The organism is Streptomyces sp. NPDC020742 (assembly GCF_040641675.1).
Lineage (GTDB): Bacteria > Actinomycetota > Actinomycetes > Streptomycetales > Streptomycetaceae > Streptomyces.
The window spans coordinates 28191-42700 of record NZ_JBFAEA010000013.1; the positions used below are offsets into that span (position 1 = coordinate 28191).

Here is a 14510-nt window from a genome sequence, read left to right on the forward strand (position 1 = left end):
GAAGTCCCCGCCTACCGCACGAACTTCACCTCCGGATACCGCGACGACGGCCCGTCCAGCAGTCCGCCGTCGGCCCGCCCCCGCAGCCACCGGTCGAAGAACGCGGTGACGTAAGCCCGCTGGGCCGCCACCGACCGCACCGGATCCACCGTTCCGAGCAGCTTCTCCACGTCCTTCCGCGGCAGGCCCACCTGCCGGGCGACCTGCGGGATCAGCGTCTGGCCGTCGGTGAACCCGGCGTGCCGGCCGCCGCGCAGCGTCAGGTCCCGCATCCAGGCCCCCTTGCTGTGCCGCCACACCGCGCCCCAGGAGGCCACCGTGTGGTGGTCGTCCCCCGCCATCCCCATCAGCAGCAGCGGCCGGTCCACCCCGTCCCGCCCCACCGTCGACGGGTTCGACGGATCGTCATCGCGCTGGGTGTAGCCCATCACCCCGTCCAGGTTCGCCGCGGCCCTGATCCGCCGGTCGTCATGCATCGTCTGCGCCGCGGTGAACCCGCCGGCCGACTGCCCGAACATCCCGACCGCGCCCGTGTCCAGCACTCCCCGGAGCCCGCGCGGCAGCGGCGAGGCGGCGCCCCGTTTGTCCAACTCGTCGAGCACGAACCGGGTATCGGCCACCCGTACCCCGCTGACCTTCTTCAACAGCTGGGTCATCCGCCCGGCTTTCTGGGCCTTGACCATCTCGGCCGGCATCACACTGCGCGCCACCCGCCCGCCGGGGAACTCCACCGCCGGCGCCTCGTAGGGGTGGTCGATGGTCACCACCGCATAGCCGCGGGAGGCCAGTTCGTCGCAGAGGGTACTGCCGAACGAACGGGGGTCGCCCGCGCCGGGGGAGTAGAGCACCACCGGCAGCCGTCGCCCGGCCTGCCGGTCCCCGGCCACCGGTGCCCCCTCGTGCGCGTACGTACGCGTCGCGGCCCAGGCGACCTTCCCCCGCGGTACCGGCGGCGAGAAGTTGTTCAGCCCGTCGAACCCGGCCGCCTCCCGCGCCGTCAGCTGCGGCGCGCGCGGATACCGCCCGGCCCCCGCCCCCGCCGGATACCGGACGCTGACCATCAACTCCCGCGGTACCGCACGCCCCCGTCCGCCCACCCACGGGTCCTGCCGCCGATGGTCCACCAGATGGAGCGAGACCGTGCCGACGGGGTACCGCCCGGTGGGCGCCGGCAACGTCAGAGGGGCGGCGGCCACCCCCGTTCTCGCCGCCGCCCCCGCACTTGCCCCCGTTCCCGCGGCCGAGGTGCGCGGCGTACGCCCGGCCCCGGTCCCGGCCCCGTCGGCGCCCGCCCCCGAACAGCCCCCCACCGACGCCGCGACCAGCAACCCCGCCACCACCAGCGCCCCGGCCGCCCCGGCCCGCCGCGCGCTGCGGCCATCCACCCGCCGGGCGCCGGTCCCCCGTTGCCAGGCGTTGCCGGCCCCCTCCCGCCCCACGGCGCCGGTCCCTTCCCGCCCCACAGCGCCGGTCCCCTCCCGACCCGCGGTGCCGGTTCCCTCCCGACCCGCGGTGCCGGTTCCCTCCCGACCCGCGGTGCCGGTTCCCTCCCGACCCACGGCGCCGGTTCCCTCCCGACCCACCCTGTGGTCCCCCGTTCCCCTCACCACTGCCGCTCCCCCTCGATCGGTTGGTCGCCGCCTACCGCCGTCCGCTGTCGCTTCCGGCGTTCCCGACGTGCCTTCAGCTTCCCGGACTCGACCCGCCGCGATCGACCGTGGCACCCCCCGTCTCCGGGGTGTGGCCACCACGACACCGACGGTGCGGCCACCACGGCCCCACAGCCCTCCCCTCTCCGCCCTACGACACGCAGCCGCCCGCCCCCGCCCCCGCATCCGCCGCCCGCGCTCCCCGACTCTCCGCCACCCGCACCGCGTCCCGTAAGGCCGCGCTCAGCTGCACCGACAGGAACCGCAGCTGCCGCGCGTCGGCGGCCGGGTCGTCGATCAGCACCCGCGCGTGCTCCAACAGGCCCTCGCTCATGCCGAGTTGCAGCTCTTCGACCTCATCCGCGTACCGGGAGAGGAACCCACCGTCCTGGTCGGTGACGAGATAGCAGGGCTTGTCCCCGGGAGCGGTCCAGGGGAGGAGGCGGGCCCGGGGAAGGGATCCGGGTGTGCGGGGACCGTGTTCGGGGAACGTCATCGTGCGACCTGCTCTCCTGGCGTGGCTGTTGACCCCGAGCGGTCTTCACGGCTCCGGGGGCGTCCTCTCCGGACGGCTCGGGCAACGCTAGGCAGGCAGGAGCGGCCCGGACAGGGACATCCTGTGCCACTTTGCCCCGCTGCTGGGACGCCCTGTCCTACCCCTGTCCTACCCGTGTCCTACCCGTCGAGCCCGAGCCGGCCGGCCAGTTCGGTCAGCGGCGAGGTACGGCGCCGCTCGCGGTTGCGGAGTTCGGCGACGAGGCGGCGGCCGGTCGCGTGGTAGCGCATCCACTCCGGCGCCGTGCGCTCGGCGGAGAGCAGCGCCTGCAAGGCACCGTCGTCCCGATGCAGGTCCGCGCATGCCAAGGCGCGGTCCACATGGAAGCGGGCCCGCCAGGTCGGCGGGAGGGAGTGCAGGGCGGGGATGGTGCGGGTGGTGCGCAGCGCTTCGGCGCTCTCCGCCATCTCCACCAGGAAGTTGACCTTCGCCACCCCTACGTTGGTCGGGCCGAAGGGCGTCGCGTAGTCGAGCCGGTCCGTGCCGATCCTGGCCGCCGCCGCGCTCGCCATCGCCAGCAGCTCATGCACCGCCGCGTGCCTCTCCAGGCGGACCGCCGCGGTCGCCGCGCGAAGCAACAGGATCCCCCACAGGGCGAGTTCGCCAGGCGGCGAGCGAAAGCCCGGTTCGATGCGCTCGGCCGCGCGCACCGCGACCCGCTCCGCGTCGGCCAGTCGCCCCTGCTTGGTGAGCACCCAGGCCAGACAGGAGTGGCCGACGGTCTCCAGACGCGGGTCGTCCCCCTTGGCCGCCGCAGCCATCGACCGTTCGAGCGCGGTGAACGCGGCGTCCTCCTTGCCCAGCGCCGCCAGCGTCGTCGCGGCGACCTGATACGCCTCGGCCAGGACCGCGTGGGCCGCGGCGGCATCGCTCCCCTGGAAGGCGCGGGCCGCGACCTGGGCGTCCCTGATCAGCTGCGGCAGCAGCGCCCCGATCTCGGCCATCCGCCCCTCCCGGCGGATACGCTCCGTCGACCTCAGGGAGGCCCGCAACGCCGCGATACCGGGTGGGTCTTCGGGATCCGGCTCCTCACCCAGCAGATCGGACACCGGCGAGACCGCCTGACGCAGCGCCAGCACGGAAGGGCGCTCGCCTTCCTCCCGCACCTCGAAGGTGGCGGGCTGGCCGACGAGCGCGGACGGCTCCACGTCCAGCGCCCTGGCCAGCGCATTGAGGGTCGACAGCCGGGCCGTCTGCCGTACGCCCTGTTCGAGCTTGCGGACGATGTCGACACAGAGGCCCGCGCGTTCGGCGAGGCCTTCCTGCGTCAGCTTCCGGCGCGTGCGCAGCCGGGCGATACGCTCACCGATACCGGATTCCTCGTGGAACAACTCCATGGCCACCCCCGCGAGAAGGACGTACCACCCACGCTACGCCCACCCGGCCATCCGCCCCTCAATTCACGCATCCACCGGAACCACCGCCACTACGGCGCGCTGATGCGCCGATGCGCACGTATGTCATATCGAAGTCAAGCCTCCACAACTCCCCGTCGTCCGACCGCTCCCAGCCGCCGTCGAGGGTGTCGCCCCCGTCCCTGAAGGTGGCCCTGAACCGCTGGTGGAAGCCGGGCGCGGCGCGCCACTGCGTCCATACGCCGTCGGTCAGCTGCATCCGGTAGGTACGTGCGACACCCCGCCCGTCGGCGTACAGCGTGCTGAAGTCCCCGGCCGTCTCGTCGTAGCCGGTCAGCGCCACGGTGGGGAACGGCGCGTGCGAGGCCCACTCGTCAGGCAGGGCCGTCTCCGGCCCCACATCCGCACGCTGGACGAGGAAGGCGCCGCCCTCCACCCAGCCGAACTCCGTCCGCACCGGCCCGACACTGCGACCGGCCGCCCACATCTCCCACTCGCCCACCAGCACGTCCAGCTTTCGCAGCGCTCCATGGGGTGTCGGTTGCCGCATCAGGTTCTCCTCCACTCGGCTCGAGATCGCCTCTCCTTATGACCGAGAACATCGGCCGAACTCATCGCTTCGTCGACCCACCCGGGCCGACCTGAGGGGAAGGGCACCCCGACCGGGCTAACGAGGGCGGTCGCCTACTTGCCAACAGCCCGCACTCCCCGACTCTCCGCCACCCGCACCGCGTCCCGTAAGGCCGCACTCAGCTGCACCGACAGGAACCGCAGCTGCCGCGCGTCGGCGGCCGGGTCGCCGGTCAGAGCCCGCGCACGCTCCAACAGGCATTCGCCTCTGCCGAGTTGCAGCTCTTCGACCGCATCCGCGTACCGGGTTGGGGAACGGCCCGTGCCGCGGCTGGTGATCAGATGGGGCACCCGTGAGATGCTGGATTTCATGACGGCGACCGTGTCCGGGGACTTCGAGCTGACCATGGACGAGTTGCGGGCCGTGGCACGTTACGTAGCGGAGACCGCTCAGGAAGTCCTCCCTGTGTTCGAGGGCGCTAACCCCGGTGATCCTCGACCTCGTGCAGCCCTTGATGCCGCATGGGAGTTCGCCAACGGAGCGAGGAGGACCAAGCTGCAGCGTGTCACCTCGTTGGACGCACACCGAGCAGCGAAGGAAGCTTCCACCGAAGCCTCATGTCTCGCTGCGCGCGCTGCCGGCGATGCCGCGGCTGCCGCGTACCTCCACCCGATCGCGAAGGCTCACCAGGTAGGCCACATCCTGCGCGCCGCTGCGAGTGCAGCGCGCATAGCTGAAATCAACGCAGGCGACGATCCCGAAGCCGGCAACAAGATGATCGAGCAGGCCCGGCAGCGCGCCACACCGGTCTTGATCGATGTTCTTCGCCGGTACCCTCTCGCGCCGGCCGGCAAGAACCGCGTTGCGCAACTCATGGCCACCTTGGACGCTTCCCTGCGCCTGCCCCGCTGAGGACCCCTCTCCCTCGGCGCTGCTCCGCAACGGAGCCCGGCAGGGCCGCCGGCTCACAGACACCGGCTTACAGGCACCGGCTTACAGGCACCGGCTTACAGACACCGGCTCACGGACGCCCTCCGACAGTACGACTGAGCCGAGGCGCGCAGCAGGCGTACGGGAGCCCGCCCGCTACGGACCTCGTACCGCACCAGCGCCCGCGCGAACGGCTCGCCGGCGGCCTCCGCGTACGCCCTCCGCGTACGCCCTCCGCTCCTTGACCTCGCTCAGGAAGCGGGCGGAGCGGGCGCAGCAGGCGATCCGGAGGAAGCCGGCGGAGTGACGGGTTCGGACGGCTCGGACGGCTCGGGGGAAGCACCCGGAACGCCCGGAGCACCCGGAACGCCCGGAGCTCCCGGACCGGACGGCGCGCTGGTGGAGGCCTCGGCCCCCGCCCGCGCAGACGCCCGAACCGGGGCCGCGGCGCTCACCGTGCCCGCCGCGCCCGCCCGCCCCGGCACCGTCCGCAGCAGCAGCCCGTACCCCAGGGCCGAAACCGTGCCGACCACCGCACACCCCGCCCACAGTGCGTCCGCGCCGTAGTGGTCGATGACCGCGCCCCCGAGCAGCGGGGCCGTCAGGGCGGCGATTGACCAGGACAGCGCGTACATGCCCTGGTAGCGGCCCCGGCCGTGGACGGGGGAGAGGCGGACCACCAGACCCATCTGCGTGGGGGAGTTGATGATCTCGCCGAGGGTCCATACCGCGACGGCGACGGCGTACAGGGCAACCGAGTCGGCCAGCGCGGTCAGCCCGAAGCCGTAGCCGGTCAGCAGCGCGGAGCCGATCAGCAGCATCGCCGGGCTGCGGTGTTCGATGAAGCGGGTGACGGGGATCTGGAGCAGGACGATGAGCACGCCGTTGACCGCGACCACCGTGCCGAATTCCGTACTGGAGAAGCCGTCCCGGCCCATCGCCACCGGCAGCGAGACGTAGGCCTGTTGGAAGAGGAGCGCCAGCAGCAGGTTGAGGCCGACGACGGTCATGAACCGCCCGTCGCGCAGCACGGTCCGCAGGGAGACCTGCGCGGCGCCGCCGGCCGCCGCGCCGTCCAGCGGACCGCCGTCCGGGACCGGCTCCGGGCGGGACTCGGGCAGCTTGAGGAAGACCACCAGGGCGCAGGCCAGCACGAGCCCCGATTCACCGAGGAAGAGGGCCAGATAGCCGTGCTCGGCGATGAGGCCGGCGGCCGTGGAGGAGATGGCGAAGCCGAGGTTGATCGCCCAGTAGTTGAGGGAGAAGGCGCGGACGCGGTCCTCGGGCGCGACGATGTCGGCCATCATCGCCTGCACGGCGGGGCGGGAGGCGTTGGACGCCATCCCGACGACGCCGGCCACCACCGCGATCGCGACCGGGTCCTCCATGAAGCCCAGCAGCGCCACCGACGCGGCCGTGGACAGCTGCGCGATCAGCATCGTGGGCCGCCGGCCGAGCCGGTCGGTCAGCACCCCGGCGACCACGGATGAGATCACCCCGCCGAGGCCGTGCAGCGCGCCGACCAGCCCGGCGTACGAGGCCGAGTAGCCGCGCTCGACGGTCAGGTAGAGGGCGAGGAACGTGGCGACGAAGGCGCCCAGGCGGTTGATCAGTGTGCTGGTCCACAGCCACCAGAACTGACGCGGCAGTCCGGAGACGCTCGTGAGAACGGCGCTCCGGACGCGGGCGAGGCCCCGGGCAGGCGCGGATGCGGACATGACATTCCCCCGATGATGCATGGCCCGGCGAGGTGCTGCGGCGCGCCGGTGAAGTAAGCGGTGAAACAGGTAAGTGGTGAAACCGGTAAGCGGTGAACCCGGTAAGTGGTGAAACCCTTGATCGCACGCTACCGACCGCTCGCCATCCCCTGCCACCCATTTACCGGAACACGTCAAAGATCACGGAAATGTCCAGGTCGTGGGCCCACTCCAGGCTGCATTCGGAATTGGATTACGCTCGACGCCATGGCCGACGCACCGTACAAGCTGATCCTCCTCCGCCACGGCGAGAGCGAGTGGAACGCGAAGAACCTGTTCACCGGCTGGGTGGACGTCAACCTCAACGAGAAGGGCGAGAAGGAGGCGGTCCGCGGCGGAGAGCTGCTGACCGAGGCCGGCCTGCTCCCCGACGTAGTGCACACCTCGCTCCAGAAGCGCGCCATCCGCACCGCGCAGCTCGCCCTGGAGGCCGCCGACCGCCACTGGATCCCGGTCCACCGCAGCTGGCGCCTGAACGAGCGGCACTACGGCGCCCTGCAGGGCAAGGACAAGGCGCAGACCCTCGCCGAGTTCGGTGAGGAGCAGTTCATGCTCTGGCGCCGCTCGTACGACACCCCGCCGCCCGAGCTGGAGGACGGCGCCGAGTTCTCCCAGAGCGGCGACCCGCGCTACGCCTCGATCCCGCCGGAGCTCCGCCCCAAGACGGAGTGCCTCAAGGACGTCGTCACGCGCATGCTCCCGTACTGGTACGACGGCATCGTCCCGGACCTGCTCGCCGGCCGCACCGTCCTGGTCGCCGCCCACGGCAACAGCCTGCGCGCCCTGGTCAAGCACCTCGACGGCATCTCCGACGCGGACATCGCCGGCCTGAACATCCCCACCGGCATCCCGCTCGCCTACGAGCTGGACGCCGACTTCCGCCCGGTCAAGCCCGGCGGCACCTACCTCGACCCGGAGGCCGCCAAGGCCGCCATCGAGGCCGTGAAGAACCAGGGGAAGAAGAAGTAGAGATCGTGATCATGCCCCCGAGCTGCGCTTATGGCGCGGATCGGGGGCGTTTTCATGAGCGGCTGGCGGCAGTGGACCAGGCATCCGCGCCTACGGCCATACCCCCCTCTACCCCCGCTACCACGCAGGTCAGGCCCCTCCGCCCGCCTCCATCGCGGTAGAGGGCCCATGCACGGTCCGTACGGTCTGTTACACGATCCCGTAGACCAAAGCCCCGTGGGAGCCCGAAACGGCCTTACCCTTCTTGCCGTTGAACGCCTGGAGCGTGAACCGCTGTCCGTTCCGGAGCTTGGGCTTGTACGTCTGGCACTGGCCGGTGCCCTTGGTCATTTCGTAGCCGAAGAAGTTGTTGTCGTCCTCGATCGTCACCATGACGGTGAGGCCGTCAGCGGCGTTGTCGCACACCTTGAGGGTGTTGGTGGAGCTGTTGAACACGGCGCTCCCCCTATTCATGTAGTGGGGGTGTGCGGTGTACGAGGCCGCGTGTGCGGGCGAGGTCGCGAGCACGGTGGCTGCCGCGGCGAAGACAACGGCCCCCAGCGTCCGGGCGTAACGCATGTTTCCTCTTTCTCCAGGTGAGTTGTACAAGCTTGCGACGCTACCAGCATGATCAACTGCAAGGAGCAGGAAGACAGGCTGCGGACCGCGGCAGGCCGGAGCCGGCCGGCCGCTGCTAGCGCCAGCGACGCTTGCCGCTAGCGACAGCAGCCGACCGGGCCCCGTGCCGGGCCGTCTCCGAGCCGTACGACAACGACCGACAACGACCGGCAGTGCATCTCAACGTCCGCTCAGCAGCAGGTCAGTTGGGGTGCAGAGGCTGCCAACCAGAAGAGAAAAACGGGACAGCGGGCTCACCGCGCACTGAGCGGCCCGGACCCGCGACGTCCACAACGGCTCGCCGGTGGCGGCCATGGGCCCGTGACCACGTCAACGCCTCCGCCCACGCGGCCCGTTCGCCTGCGCCACCGCACAGCGACCGAGGCGTCCCGCACCGGCGCCCGCACCCACCTCCTCACCGACCTCCGGGCCCCGCGGGCCCGGCCGCTCGGACGGCGGGCGGGACCGTCCCCGGCGGGAGGGGCCCTCGCCCGCGTTCAGACCCGCACCCCCGGGACGTGCCGCGGCTCGGTGACCAGGCCGAAGATCACCAGCAGGGACATCGCCATCACGAAGATCGACCAGTACGGGAACGTCGACAGGAACATCAGCTGGCCCACCAGGCACAGACCGGCCAGCACGATGCCGGTGATCCGCGCGGCCCGTACCCCCAGCAGCACCCCCAGGCTGGCCAGCACCTGTGCGACACCGATGATGATCCACAGCCAGCCCCAGAAGGAGAAGTTGAAGACCAGCAGGCGGTTGCCGTGGTTGGCGGTGGTGGAGTAGTAGCCGTGGTCCAGCAGCGCCACGAAGCCGTTGATGATGTCGAACAGGCCGCTGAGCATCAGCAGGATCCCGGCGAACACCACCCAGTGGGAGCGTTCGGCCGGCGGCACGGGCGGGGTGTCCGGAGCGGGGGAATTCGGCTGCATGAGTCCCATCTGGCCGGGCCGGCTGGGGCGGCGCAACGGGAGGTGAGCCGTTGGGGCGAGGTCCGCGGCGTCCGGATGCAGCATGGAGGGGAGGCGTGTGGGGAGCGCGCGGGGCACTGTCCGTCTGCAACCGGAAGGATGAGCCCGATGCCCAAGTTCATGGACGTCCACCACGGTATGAAGGGCCTCGGCCCCGATGACATCAAGGCGGCGCACGAGGCCGACCTCGCCATCCAGAGCGACGAGGGCGTGACGTTCGAGCACGCCTGGGCCGACACCGACTCCGGCGATGTCTTCTGTCTGTCGGACGCGCCGTCGGCGGGGGCCGTGCAACGCATCCACGAGCGGGCCGGCCACAAGGCCGATGAGATCCATCCGCTGACGGTCTCGCTCTGAACGACCGCGGAGCGGCTGCAAAGGAACCGCGGAACGAGGAGGGGCGAGCGGGAACCGATGAGGGACCGCAGAGCGGCCGACCGGACCGCACGGCGACCGGCCTCGGCCCGACCGGCCCCGGCCCGACCGGCCTCGGCCCGACCGGCCCCGGCCCCGACGGCAGCGGCCACAACGGCCCCGGCCCCATCGGTGGCGGCCTGAACGGTCCCGGCCGAACGGCAACGGCCCCGGCCGGAGGAGCGTGAAGCCCCTCCGGCCGGGGCCGTGGTGGCGCTGTGCCGTAGGCCGCCGGCGTCGCTAGCAGCCGCCGCCGCACTGGCAGGGGCCGCCCGACTGGCAGCCGCAGCTGCAGCCCGAGCCGCAGCCGCAGGCGCCGAGCAGCGGGAGCCGGGGGCGGTCGACCGCCGTCGGGTCGTCCTGGGCCGCGGGGTTGAGGGAGTCCGCCGTGGGTGCCATGCATTGCCTCCTTGGGGTCACCTGCCCGCCCATTGCAAGCCCCGGTGACGAGGCGCGTCAACGGCGCGTGGAGGCACACGTCAACGGCGCACGGTCGCGCATGGGGCGGACCCGAGCACCGCCCCCGCCCCGCCCCGTCCTGGCTGGCCGGTGCCGCCTGGCCGGTGCCGGCGTTGTCGTTACGCGTCACAGGCCGGTGCCGGCCGGTGTCGTTACGCGCCACTGGCCGGTGCCGGCCGGTGTTCCTTACGCCCCCTCGACCGACGCCGGCGGGGCGATCTCGTCGGCGTGCTCGCCGGTCACCAGGTAGACGACCCGCTTGGCGACGGAGACCGCGTGGTCGGCGAAGCGCTCGTAGTAGCGGCCCAGCAGCGTCACGTCCACGGCCGTCTCGATGCCGTGCTTCCAGCGGTCGTCCATCAGGTGCTGGAAGAGCGTGCGGTGCAGCATGTCCATGGCGTCGTCGTCCTGCTCCAGCTGGAGCGCGAGGTCGACGTCCTTGGTGATGATGACCTCGGCGGCCTTGGCCATCAGGCGCTGCGCCAGCTGCCCCATCTCCAGGATGGTGGCGTGCAGGTCCTGCGGAACGGCGGTCTCCGGGAAGCGCAGCCGGGCCAGCTTGGCCACGTGCTGGGCCAGGTCGCCCGAGCGCTCCAGGTCGGCGCTCATCCGCAGCGAGGTGACGACGATCCGCAGGTCGGTGGCGACCGGCTGCTGCCGCGCCAGCAGGGCGATCGCCCGGGCCTCCAGGTCGCGCTGGAGGTCGTCGACCTTCTCGTCGGCGGCGATGACGTTCTCGGCCAGCTTGAGGTCTGCGTCGAGTATCGCCGTGGTGGCGCGCCCGATCGCGGAGCCGACGAGCCGGGCCATCTCGACCAGGCCCTCGCCGATCGAATCCAGCTCCTCGTGGTACGCGTCCCGCATCTGTGACCTTCTCTCGCGTCGAGTGGTGGTGTGGGGTGGTGGGGGAGTCCGAACGGGGTGCAGGGTGACCTGTGCCCACGCTCTCACGGTCCGTGCCGGTGCGGCCCGGGTACCGGACGGGCGGGCCCTACGGAGCCGATGCCCCGCGGTGCCCAGGTCCCGGCGGGCCCAGGTGCCCCGCCTTCGCCCCGGCGCCCGGTCGCACGGCGGCACGGTTCACGGGACCGGGAGGGGCCCGGGGCGGGCCGGGAGGAACCGCTTCCGGCCGAAACGATCCGTCACCCGCACCTTCACCATGCGGCCGGATCGCGTCCTGCGCTGCCCCCCGGGGTGAACCAGCACCGACGTGAAGGTGAACTCTGGGCGACATGGCCGCTGCCCCGGGGGCGCCACCGCCGTTCACCCGGCCGTGCCTCGGTGGGACGGGGCGCCCGCGCCGGTCCCCCTAGGGGCACCCGGTCGCCTGCCGCGCGCCCCCTCCCGGCCTCCGGAGTGAACCGTCGCGGACGCCACGGTGAACTCTGGGCGACGGCTGTCCGAGCGGCGCCCCGCGAGGCTTCGGGAGCGTCCGACCCGGCACATACTCTGGAGCCATGAACGTGGATGCGGCCGTCGCCGCAGTGGCAGCGATCGCCGGGTTGTGCACCGGTGTCTTCGCCATGCTGGCGTTCCGCTGGAGCGAGCGCGACCAGGCCAAACCCACCCGTACCTCCCTGCACACCGATGCCGTGCTGCCACCGGGCGTCGACACCGTCCTGTCGGTTCTCCGCTCCTCCGCGGTGGTCCTCGACGAGGCCGACGCGGTCGTCAAGGCCAGCTCCGCGGCGTACGCCCTGGGCCTGGTCCGCGGCGGCAAGCTCGCCGTCGAGCCGATGATGCAGATGGCCCGCGACACCCGCAGGGACGGCGAGATACGGCAGGTCGAGCTGGACCTGCCGCGCCGGGGCACCGGCCGCGGCGAGGCCCTGGCGGTCTCCGCACGAGTCGCCCCGCTCGGCTCCCGGCTCGTGCTGCTGCTGGTCGAGGACCTCACCGAGGCCCGCCGGATAGAGGCCGTCCGCCGCGACTTCGTCGCCAACGTCAGCCATGAGCTCAAGACGCCCGTCGGCGCGCTCTCACTGCTCTCCGAGGCCGTGATGGACGCCAGCGACGACCCCGAGGCCGTGGAGCGCTTCGCCGGCCGGATGCAGAACGAGGCCACCCGGCTGACCAACCTCGTCCAGGAGCTGATCGACCTCTCCCGGGTCCAGAACGACGACCCGCTGGAGGACTCCGAGCCGGTGCCGGTCGACGAGCTGGTGGCCGAGGCGATCGACCGCTGCCGCCAGCAGGCCGGCGCGAAGCAGATCACCATGGCCTCCGGCGGCACCGCCGACCTGAGCCTCTGGGGCAACCGCGGCCAGCTCGCGGCGGCCCTGGGCAACCTCGTCGAGAACGCCGTCAACTACTCCCCGTCGCGCACCCGCGTCGGCATCGCCGCGCGCCGGGTGGCCGCGCCCGGCGGCGACCTGATCGAGATCGCGGTGACCGACCAGGGCATCGGGATATCCGAGAGGGACCGGGACCGCATCTTCGAGCGGTTCTACCGTGTGGACCCGGCGCGCTCCCGCGCCACCGGCGGGACCGGCCTCGGCCTCGCCATCGTCAAGCACGTGGCCGCCTCGCACGGCGGGGAGGTCACGGTGTGGAGCGCTGAGGGACAGGGCTCCACCTTCACCCTGCGTCTCCCGGAAGCCGGGGCCGTACGCGACCGCGAACGGCCCGCGGACCTCACCGGGGAGGGCCTCGACGACGAGGACCGCCCGTACGAGACCTTCAACGATCCGCTCCCTGCTCACCCAGCCCCGGAGGTCCTTCCGTGACCCGAGTGCTCGTCGTCGAGGACGAGGAATCGTTCAGTGACGCACTGTCGTACATGCTCCGCAAGGAGGGGTTCGAGGTCGCCATCGCGGCAACGGGCCCTGACGGTCTGGACGAGTTCGAGCGCAACGGCGCCGACCTCGTCCTGCTGGACCTGATGCTGCCGGGCCTGCCCGGTACGGAGGTCTGCCGCCAGCTGCGGGGCCGCTCCAACGTCCCGGTCATCATGGTGACCGCCAAGGACAGCGAGATCGACAAGGTCGTAGGCCTGGAAATAGGCGCCGACGACTACGTCACCAAGCCCTTCTCCTCCCGCGAACTGGTCGCCCGGATCCGCGCCGTGCTGCGCCGCCGCGGCGAGCCAGAGGAGGTCACCCCGCAGGCCCTGGAGGCCGGCCCGGTCCGGATGGACGTGGACCGCCATGTCGTCACGGTCGCCGGCGGCAAGGTCGACCTGCCCCTGAAGGAGTTCGACCTCCTGGAGATGCTGCTGCGCAACGCGGGCCGGGTGCTGACCCGTATGCAGCTCATCGACCGGGTCTGGGGCGCCGACTACGTGGGCGACACCAAGACCCTGGACGTGCACGTCAAGCGGCTGCGCGCCAAGATCGAGCCGGACCCGGGCGCACCGCGCTACCTGGTCACGGTCCGCGGCCTGGGCTACAAGTTCGAGCCGTGAGCCGTGAGCCGGCGTGTATGGGCCGGCGCGCGTCGGCCGTGCCGCGGCCCGGAAATGCCTCAGGGGCGCCCCTCCACACGGGAGGGGCGCCCCTGGCGCTTGCAGTCGCTCAGTGCTGCTTGGCGTGCGCGGACTCCGAGGGCTTGCCCGAGGCGGACGCGGAGGCCGAACCGGACGGCGAGGCGGACTCGGACGGCTTGCCCGACTCCGAGGGCTTGCCGGAGCCGGACGGGGAGGCCGAGCCGGACGGCTGCGGCACCTGGGAAGGCCCGTAGCCCTGGAAGTAGTTCCTCGCCGGGACGACGTAGGCGCCGAGCTTGACCTTGCCGGTGGAGCTGAAGTTGAAGGTCAGCGGCTGTACGTTGCCGTCCTGGACGGCCTCCCGGCCGCTCGCGAGGACGGCCGCGGCGTTGCCCTGGCCGCCGATCACGACGGAGCCGCCGGCCGGGACGACGATCGAGCCGGAGCCGTGGCCGGCCGGCGACAGCTTGGCCGACTGGCCGCTGCCCTCGACGGTGATCGCGGTCAGCTTCTGGTCCTTGTCGCCGTTGTTGAACAGCGTCGCGGTGACCACGGCCGGGCCCTTGGCGTTCAGGTCGGGCTGGGTGACCACGGACGCGTTCTGGACCTTGATGTCCCCGACGGAGGTCGCCGCGTTGTCCGGCTTGACCTGCAGTGTCTGGGCGTCGTTCCCGGCCGCACAGGCGGACAGCGTGGCGACCGAGAGCGAAAGGACGGTGGCGGCGAGGACGCCGCGTCGAAGGCTGCGGCTCACGGCGGCGGCATCTCCTTGACGAGCTACGGCGGCCGAACGTTCGTGCCCGGTCGCGGATGGACGGCTGGGGCGGCATTGCGTACGCGTCATGACGACGGGTG

Annotated in this window: 16 protein-coding genes; 5 read left to right on the plus strand and 11 right to left on the minus strand. The window is 71.9% G+C overall.

Annotated features, from left to right (window positions below; all coding sequences use genetic code 11):
• Positions 1-11: 11 nt before the first annotated feature.
• The 5 genes from AB0G84_RS22070 to AB0G84_RS22090 all read right to left on the minus strand — a co-directional run bounded on the left by AB0G84_RS22070 (position 12) and on the right by AB0G84_RS22090 (position 4502).
• Positions 12-1439: a hydrolase gene (locus AB0G84_RS22070; RefSeq protein ID WP_361323227.1), complete on the minus strand. Its 1428-nt coding sequence runs from the start codon at positions 1437-1439 to the stop codon at positions 12-14.
• A 361-nt stretch (positions 1440-1800) separates the two neighbouring features.
• On the minus strand, positions 1801-2145 hold the full coding sequence (locus tag AB0G84_RS22075; RefSeq protein WP_361323230.1) for a hypothetical protein: 345 nt from the start codon (positions 2143-2145) through the stop codon (positions 1801-1803).
• Positions 2146-2324: 179 nt separating this feature from the next.
• Positions 2325-3542 (minus strand): helix-turn-helix transcriptional regulator, encoded by a 1218-nt coding sequence (locus tag AB0G84_RS22080; protein ID WP_361323233.1) that lies wholly within the window; start codon positions 3540-3542, stop codon positions 2325-2327.
• A 58-nt stretch (positions 3543-3600) separates the two neighbouring features.
• Positions 3601-4110: a hypothetical protein gene (locus tag AB0G84_RS22085; protein ID WP_361323235.1), complete on the minus strand. Its 510-nt coding sequence runs from the start codon at positions 4108-4110 to the stop codon at positions 3601-3603.
• A 134-nt stretch (positions 4111-4244) separates the two neighbouring features.
• Positions 4245-4502, minus strand: coding sequence for a hypothetical protein (locus tag AB0G84_RS22090; protein WP_361323238.1), 258 nt, complete (start codon positions 4500-4502; stop codon positions 4245-4247).
• Here AB0G84_RS22090 and AB0G84_RS22095 point away from each other — a divergent pair.
• Positions 4501-5043, plus strand: coding sequence for a putative immunity protein (locus AB0G84_RS22095; protein ID WP_361323240.1), 543 nt, complete (start codon positions 4501-4503; stop codon positions 5041-5043). The two genes, AB0G84_RS22090 and AB0G84_RS22095, sit on opposite strands and share 2 nt — an antisense overlap.
• A 269-nt stretch (positions 5044-5312) precedes the next feature.
• On the opposite strand, the gene AB0G84_RS22100 is transcribed toward AB0G84_RS22095, so the two are convergent.
• Complete coding sequence (locus tag AB0G84_RS22100; protein WP_361323243.1) at positions 5313-6779, minus strand: MFS transporter; 1467 nt, start codon at positions 6777-6779, stop codon at positions 5313-5315.
• 246 nt (positions 6780-7025) lie between these two features.
• Here AB0G84_RS22100 and AB0G84_RS22105 point away from each other — a divergent pair, with 246 nt between their 5' ends.
• The gene (locus AB0G84_RS22105) at positions 7026-7787 is read left to right on the plus strand and encodes a phosphoglyceromutase (RefSeq protein ID WP_361323246.1); all 762 of its coding nucleotides are present in this window, start codon (positions 7026-7028) and stop codon (positions 7785-7787) included.
• 189 nt (positions 7788-7976) lie between these two features.
• Here the strand turns inward: AB0G84_RS22105 and AB0G84_RS22110 are convergent, their stop codons facing one another.
• Positions 7977-8345, minus strand: a complete 369-nt coding sequence (locus AB0G84_RS22110) for a hypothetical protein (protein ID WP_361323249.1) — start codon at positions 8343-8345, stop codon at positions 7977-7979.
• Positions 8346-8881: 536 nt separating this feature from the next.
• Positions 8882-9319, minus strand: a complete 438-nt coding sequence (locus AB0G84_RS22115) for a hypothetical protein (RefSeq protein WP_361323251.1) — start codon at positions 9317-9319, stop codon at positions 8882-8884.
• Between the two features lie 147 nt (positions 9320-9466).
• Here AB0G84_RS22115 and AB0G84_RS22120 point away from each other — a divergent pair, with 147 nt between their 5' ends.
• Positions 9467-9715, plus strand: a complete 249-nt coding sequence (locus tag AB0G84_RS22120; RefSeq protein WP_361323254.1) for an SCO4226 family nickel-binding protein — start codon at positions 9467-9469, stop codon at positions 9713-9715.
• A gap of 297 nt (positions 9716-10012) precedes the next feature.
• On the opposite strand, the gene AB0G84_RS22125 is transcribed toward AB0G84_RS22120, so the two are convergent.
• Positions 10013-10171, minus strand: a complete 159-nt coding sequence (locus AB0G84_RS22125) for a hypothetical protein (protein ID WP_361323257.1) — start codon at positions 10169-10171, stop codon at positions 10013-10015.
• Positions 10172-10417: 246 nt separating this feature from the next.
• A complete protein-coding gene (gene phoU / locus AB0G84_RS22130) occupies positions 10418-11095 on the minus strand; it encodes a phosphate signaling complex protein PhoU (RefSeq protein ID WP_361323260.1) in 678 nt (225 codons plus the stop codon).
• Positions 11096-11688: 593 nt separating this feature from the next.
• On the opposite strand from phoU, the gene AB0G84_RS22135 reads away from it, so the two are divergent.
• Together AB0G84_RS22135 and AB0G84_RS22140 are read left to right on the plus strand one after the other, a co-directional pair.
• Positions 11689-12957, plus strand: a complete 1269-nt coding sequence (locus tag AB0G84_RS22135) for an ATP-binding protein (RefSeq protein ID WP_361323263.1) — start codon at positions 11689-11691, stop codon at positions 12955-12957.
• Positions 12954-13634, plus strand: coding sequence for a response regulator transcription factor (locus AB0G84_RS22140; RefSeq protein WP_033266349.1), 681 nt, complete (start codon positions 12954-12956; stop codon positions 13632-13634). The genes AB0G84_RS22135 and AB0G84_RS22140 overlap by 4 nt, the downstream gene beginning before the upstream one ends.
• A 109-nt stretch (positions 13635-13743) precedes the next feature.
• On the opposite strand, the gene AB0G84_RS22145 is transcribed toward AB0G84_RS22140, so the two are convergent.
• Complete coding sequence (locus AB0G84_RS22145; RefSeq protein WP_361323266.1) at positions 13744-14409, minus strand: DUF461 domain-containing protein; 666 nt, start codon at positions 14407-14409, stop codon at positions 13744-13746.
• Between the last annotated feature and the right edge of the window lie 101 nt (positions 14410-14510).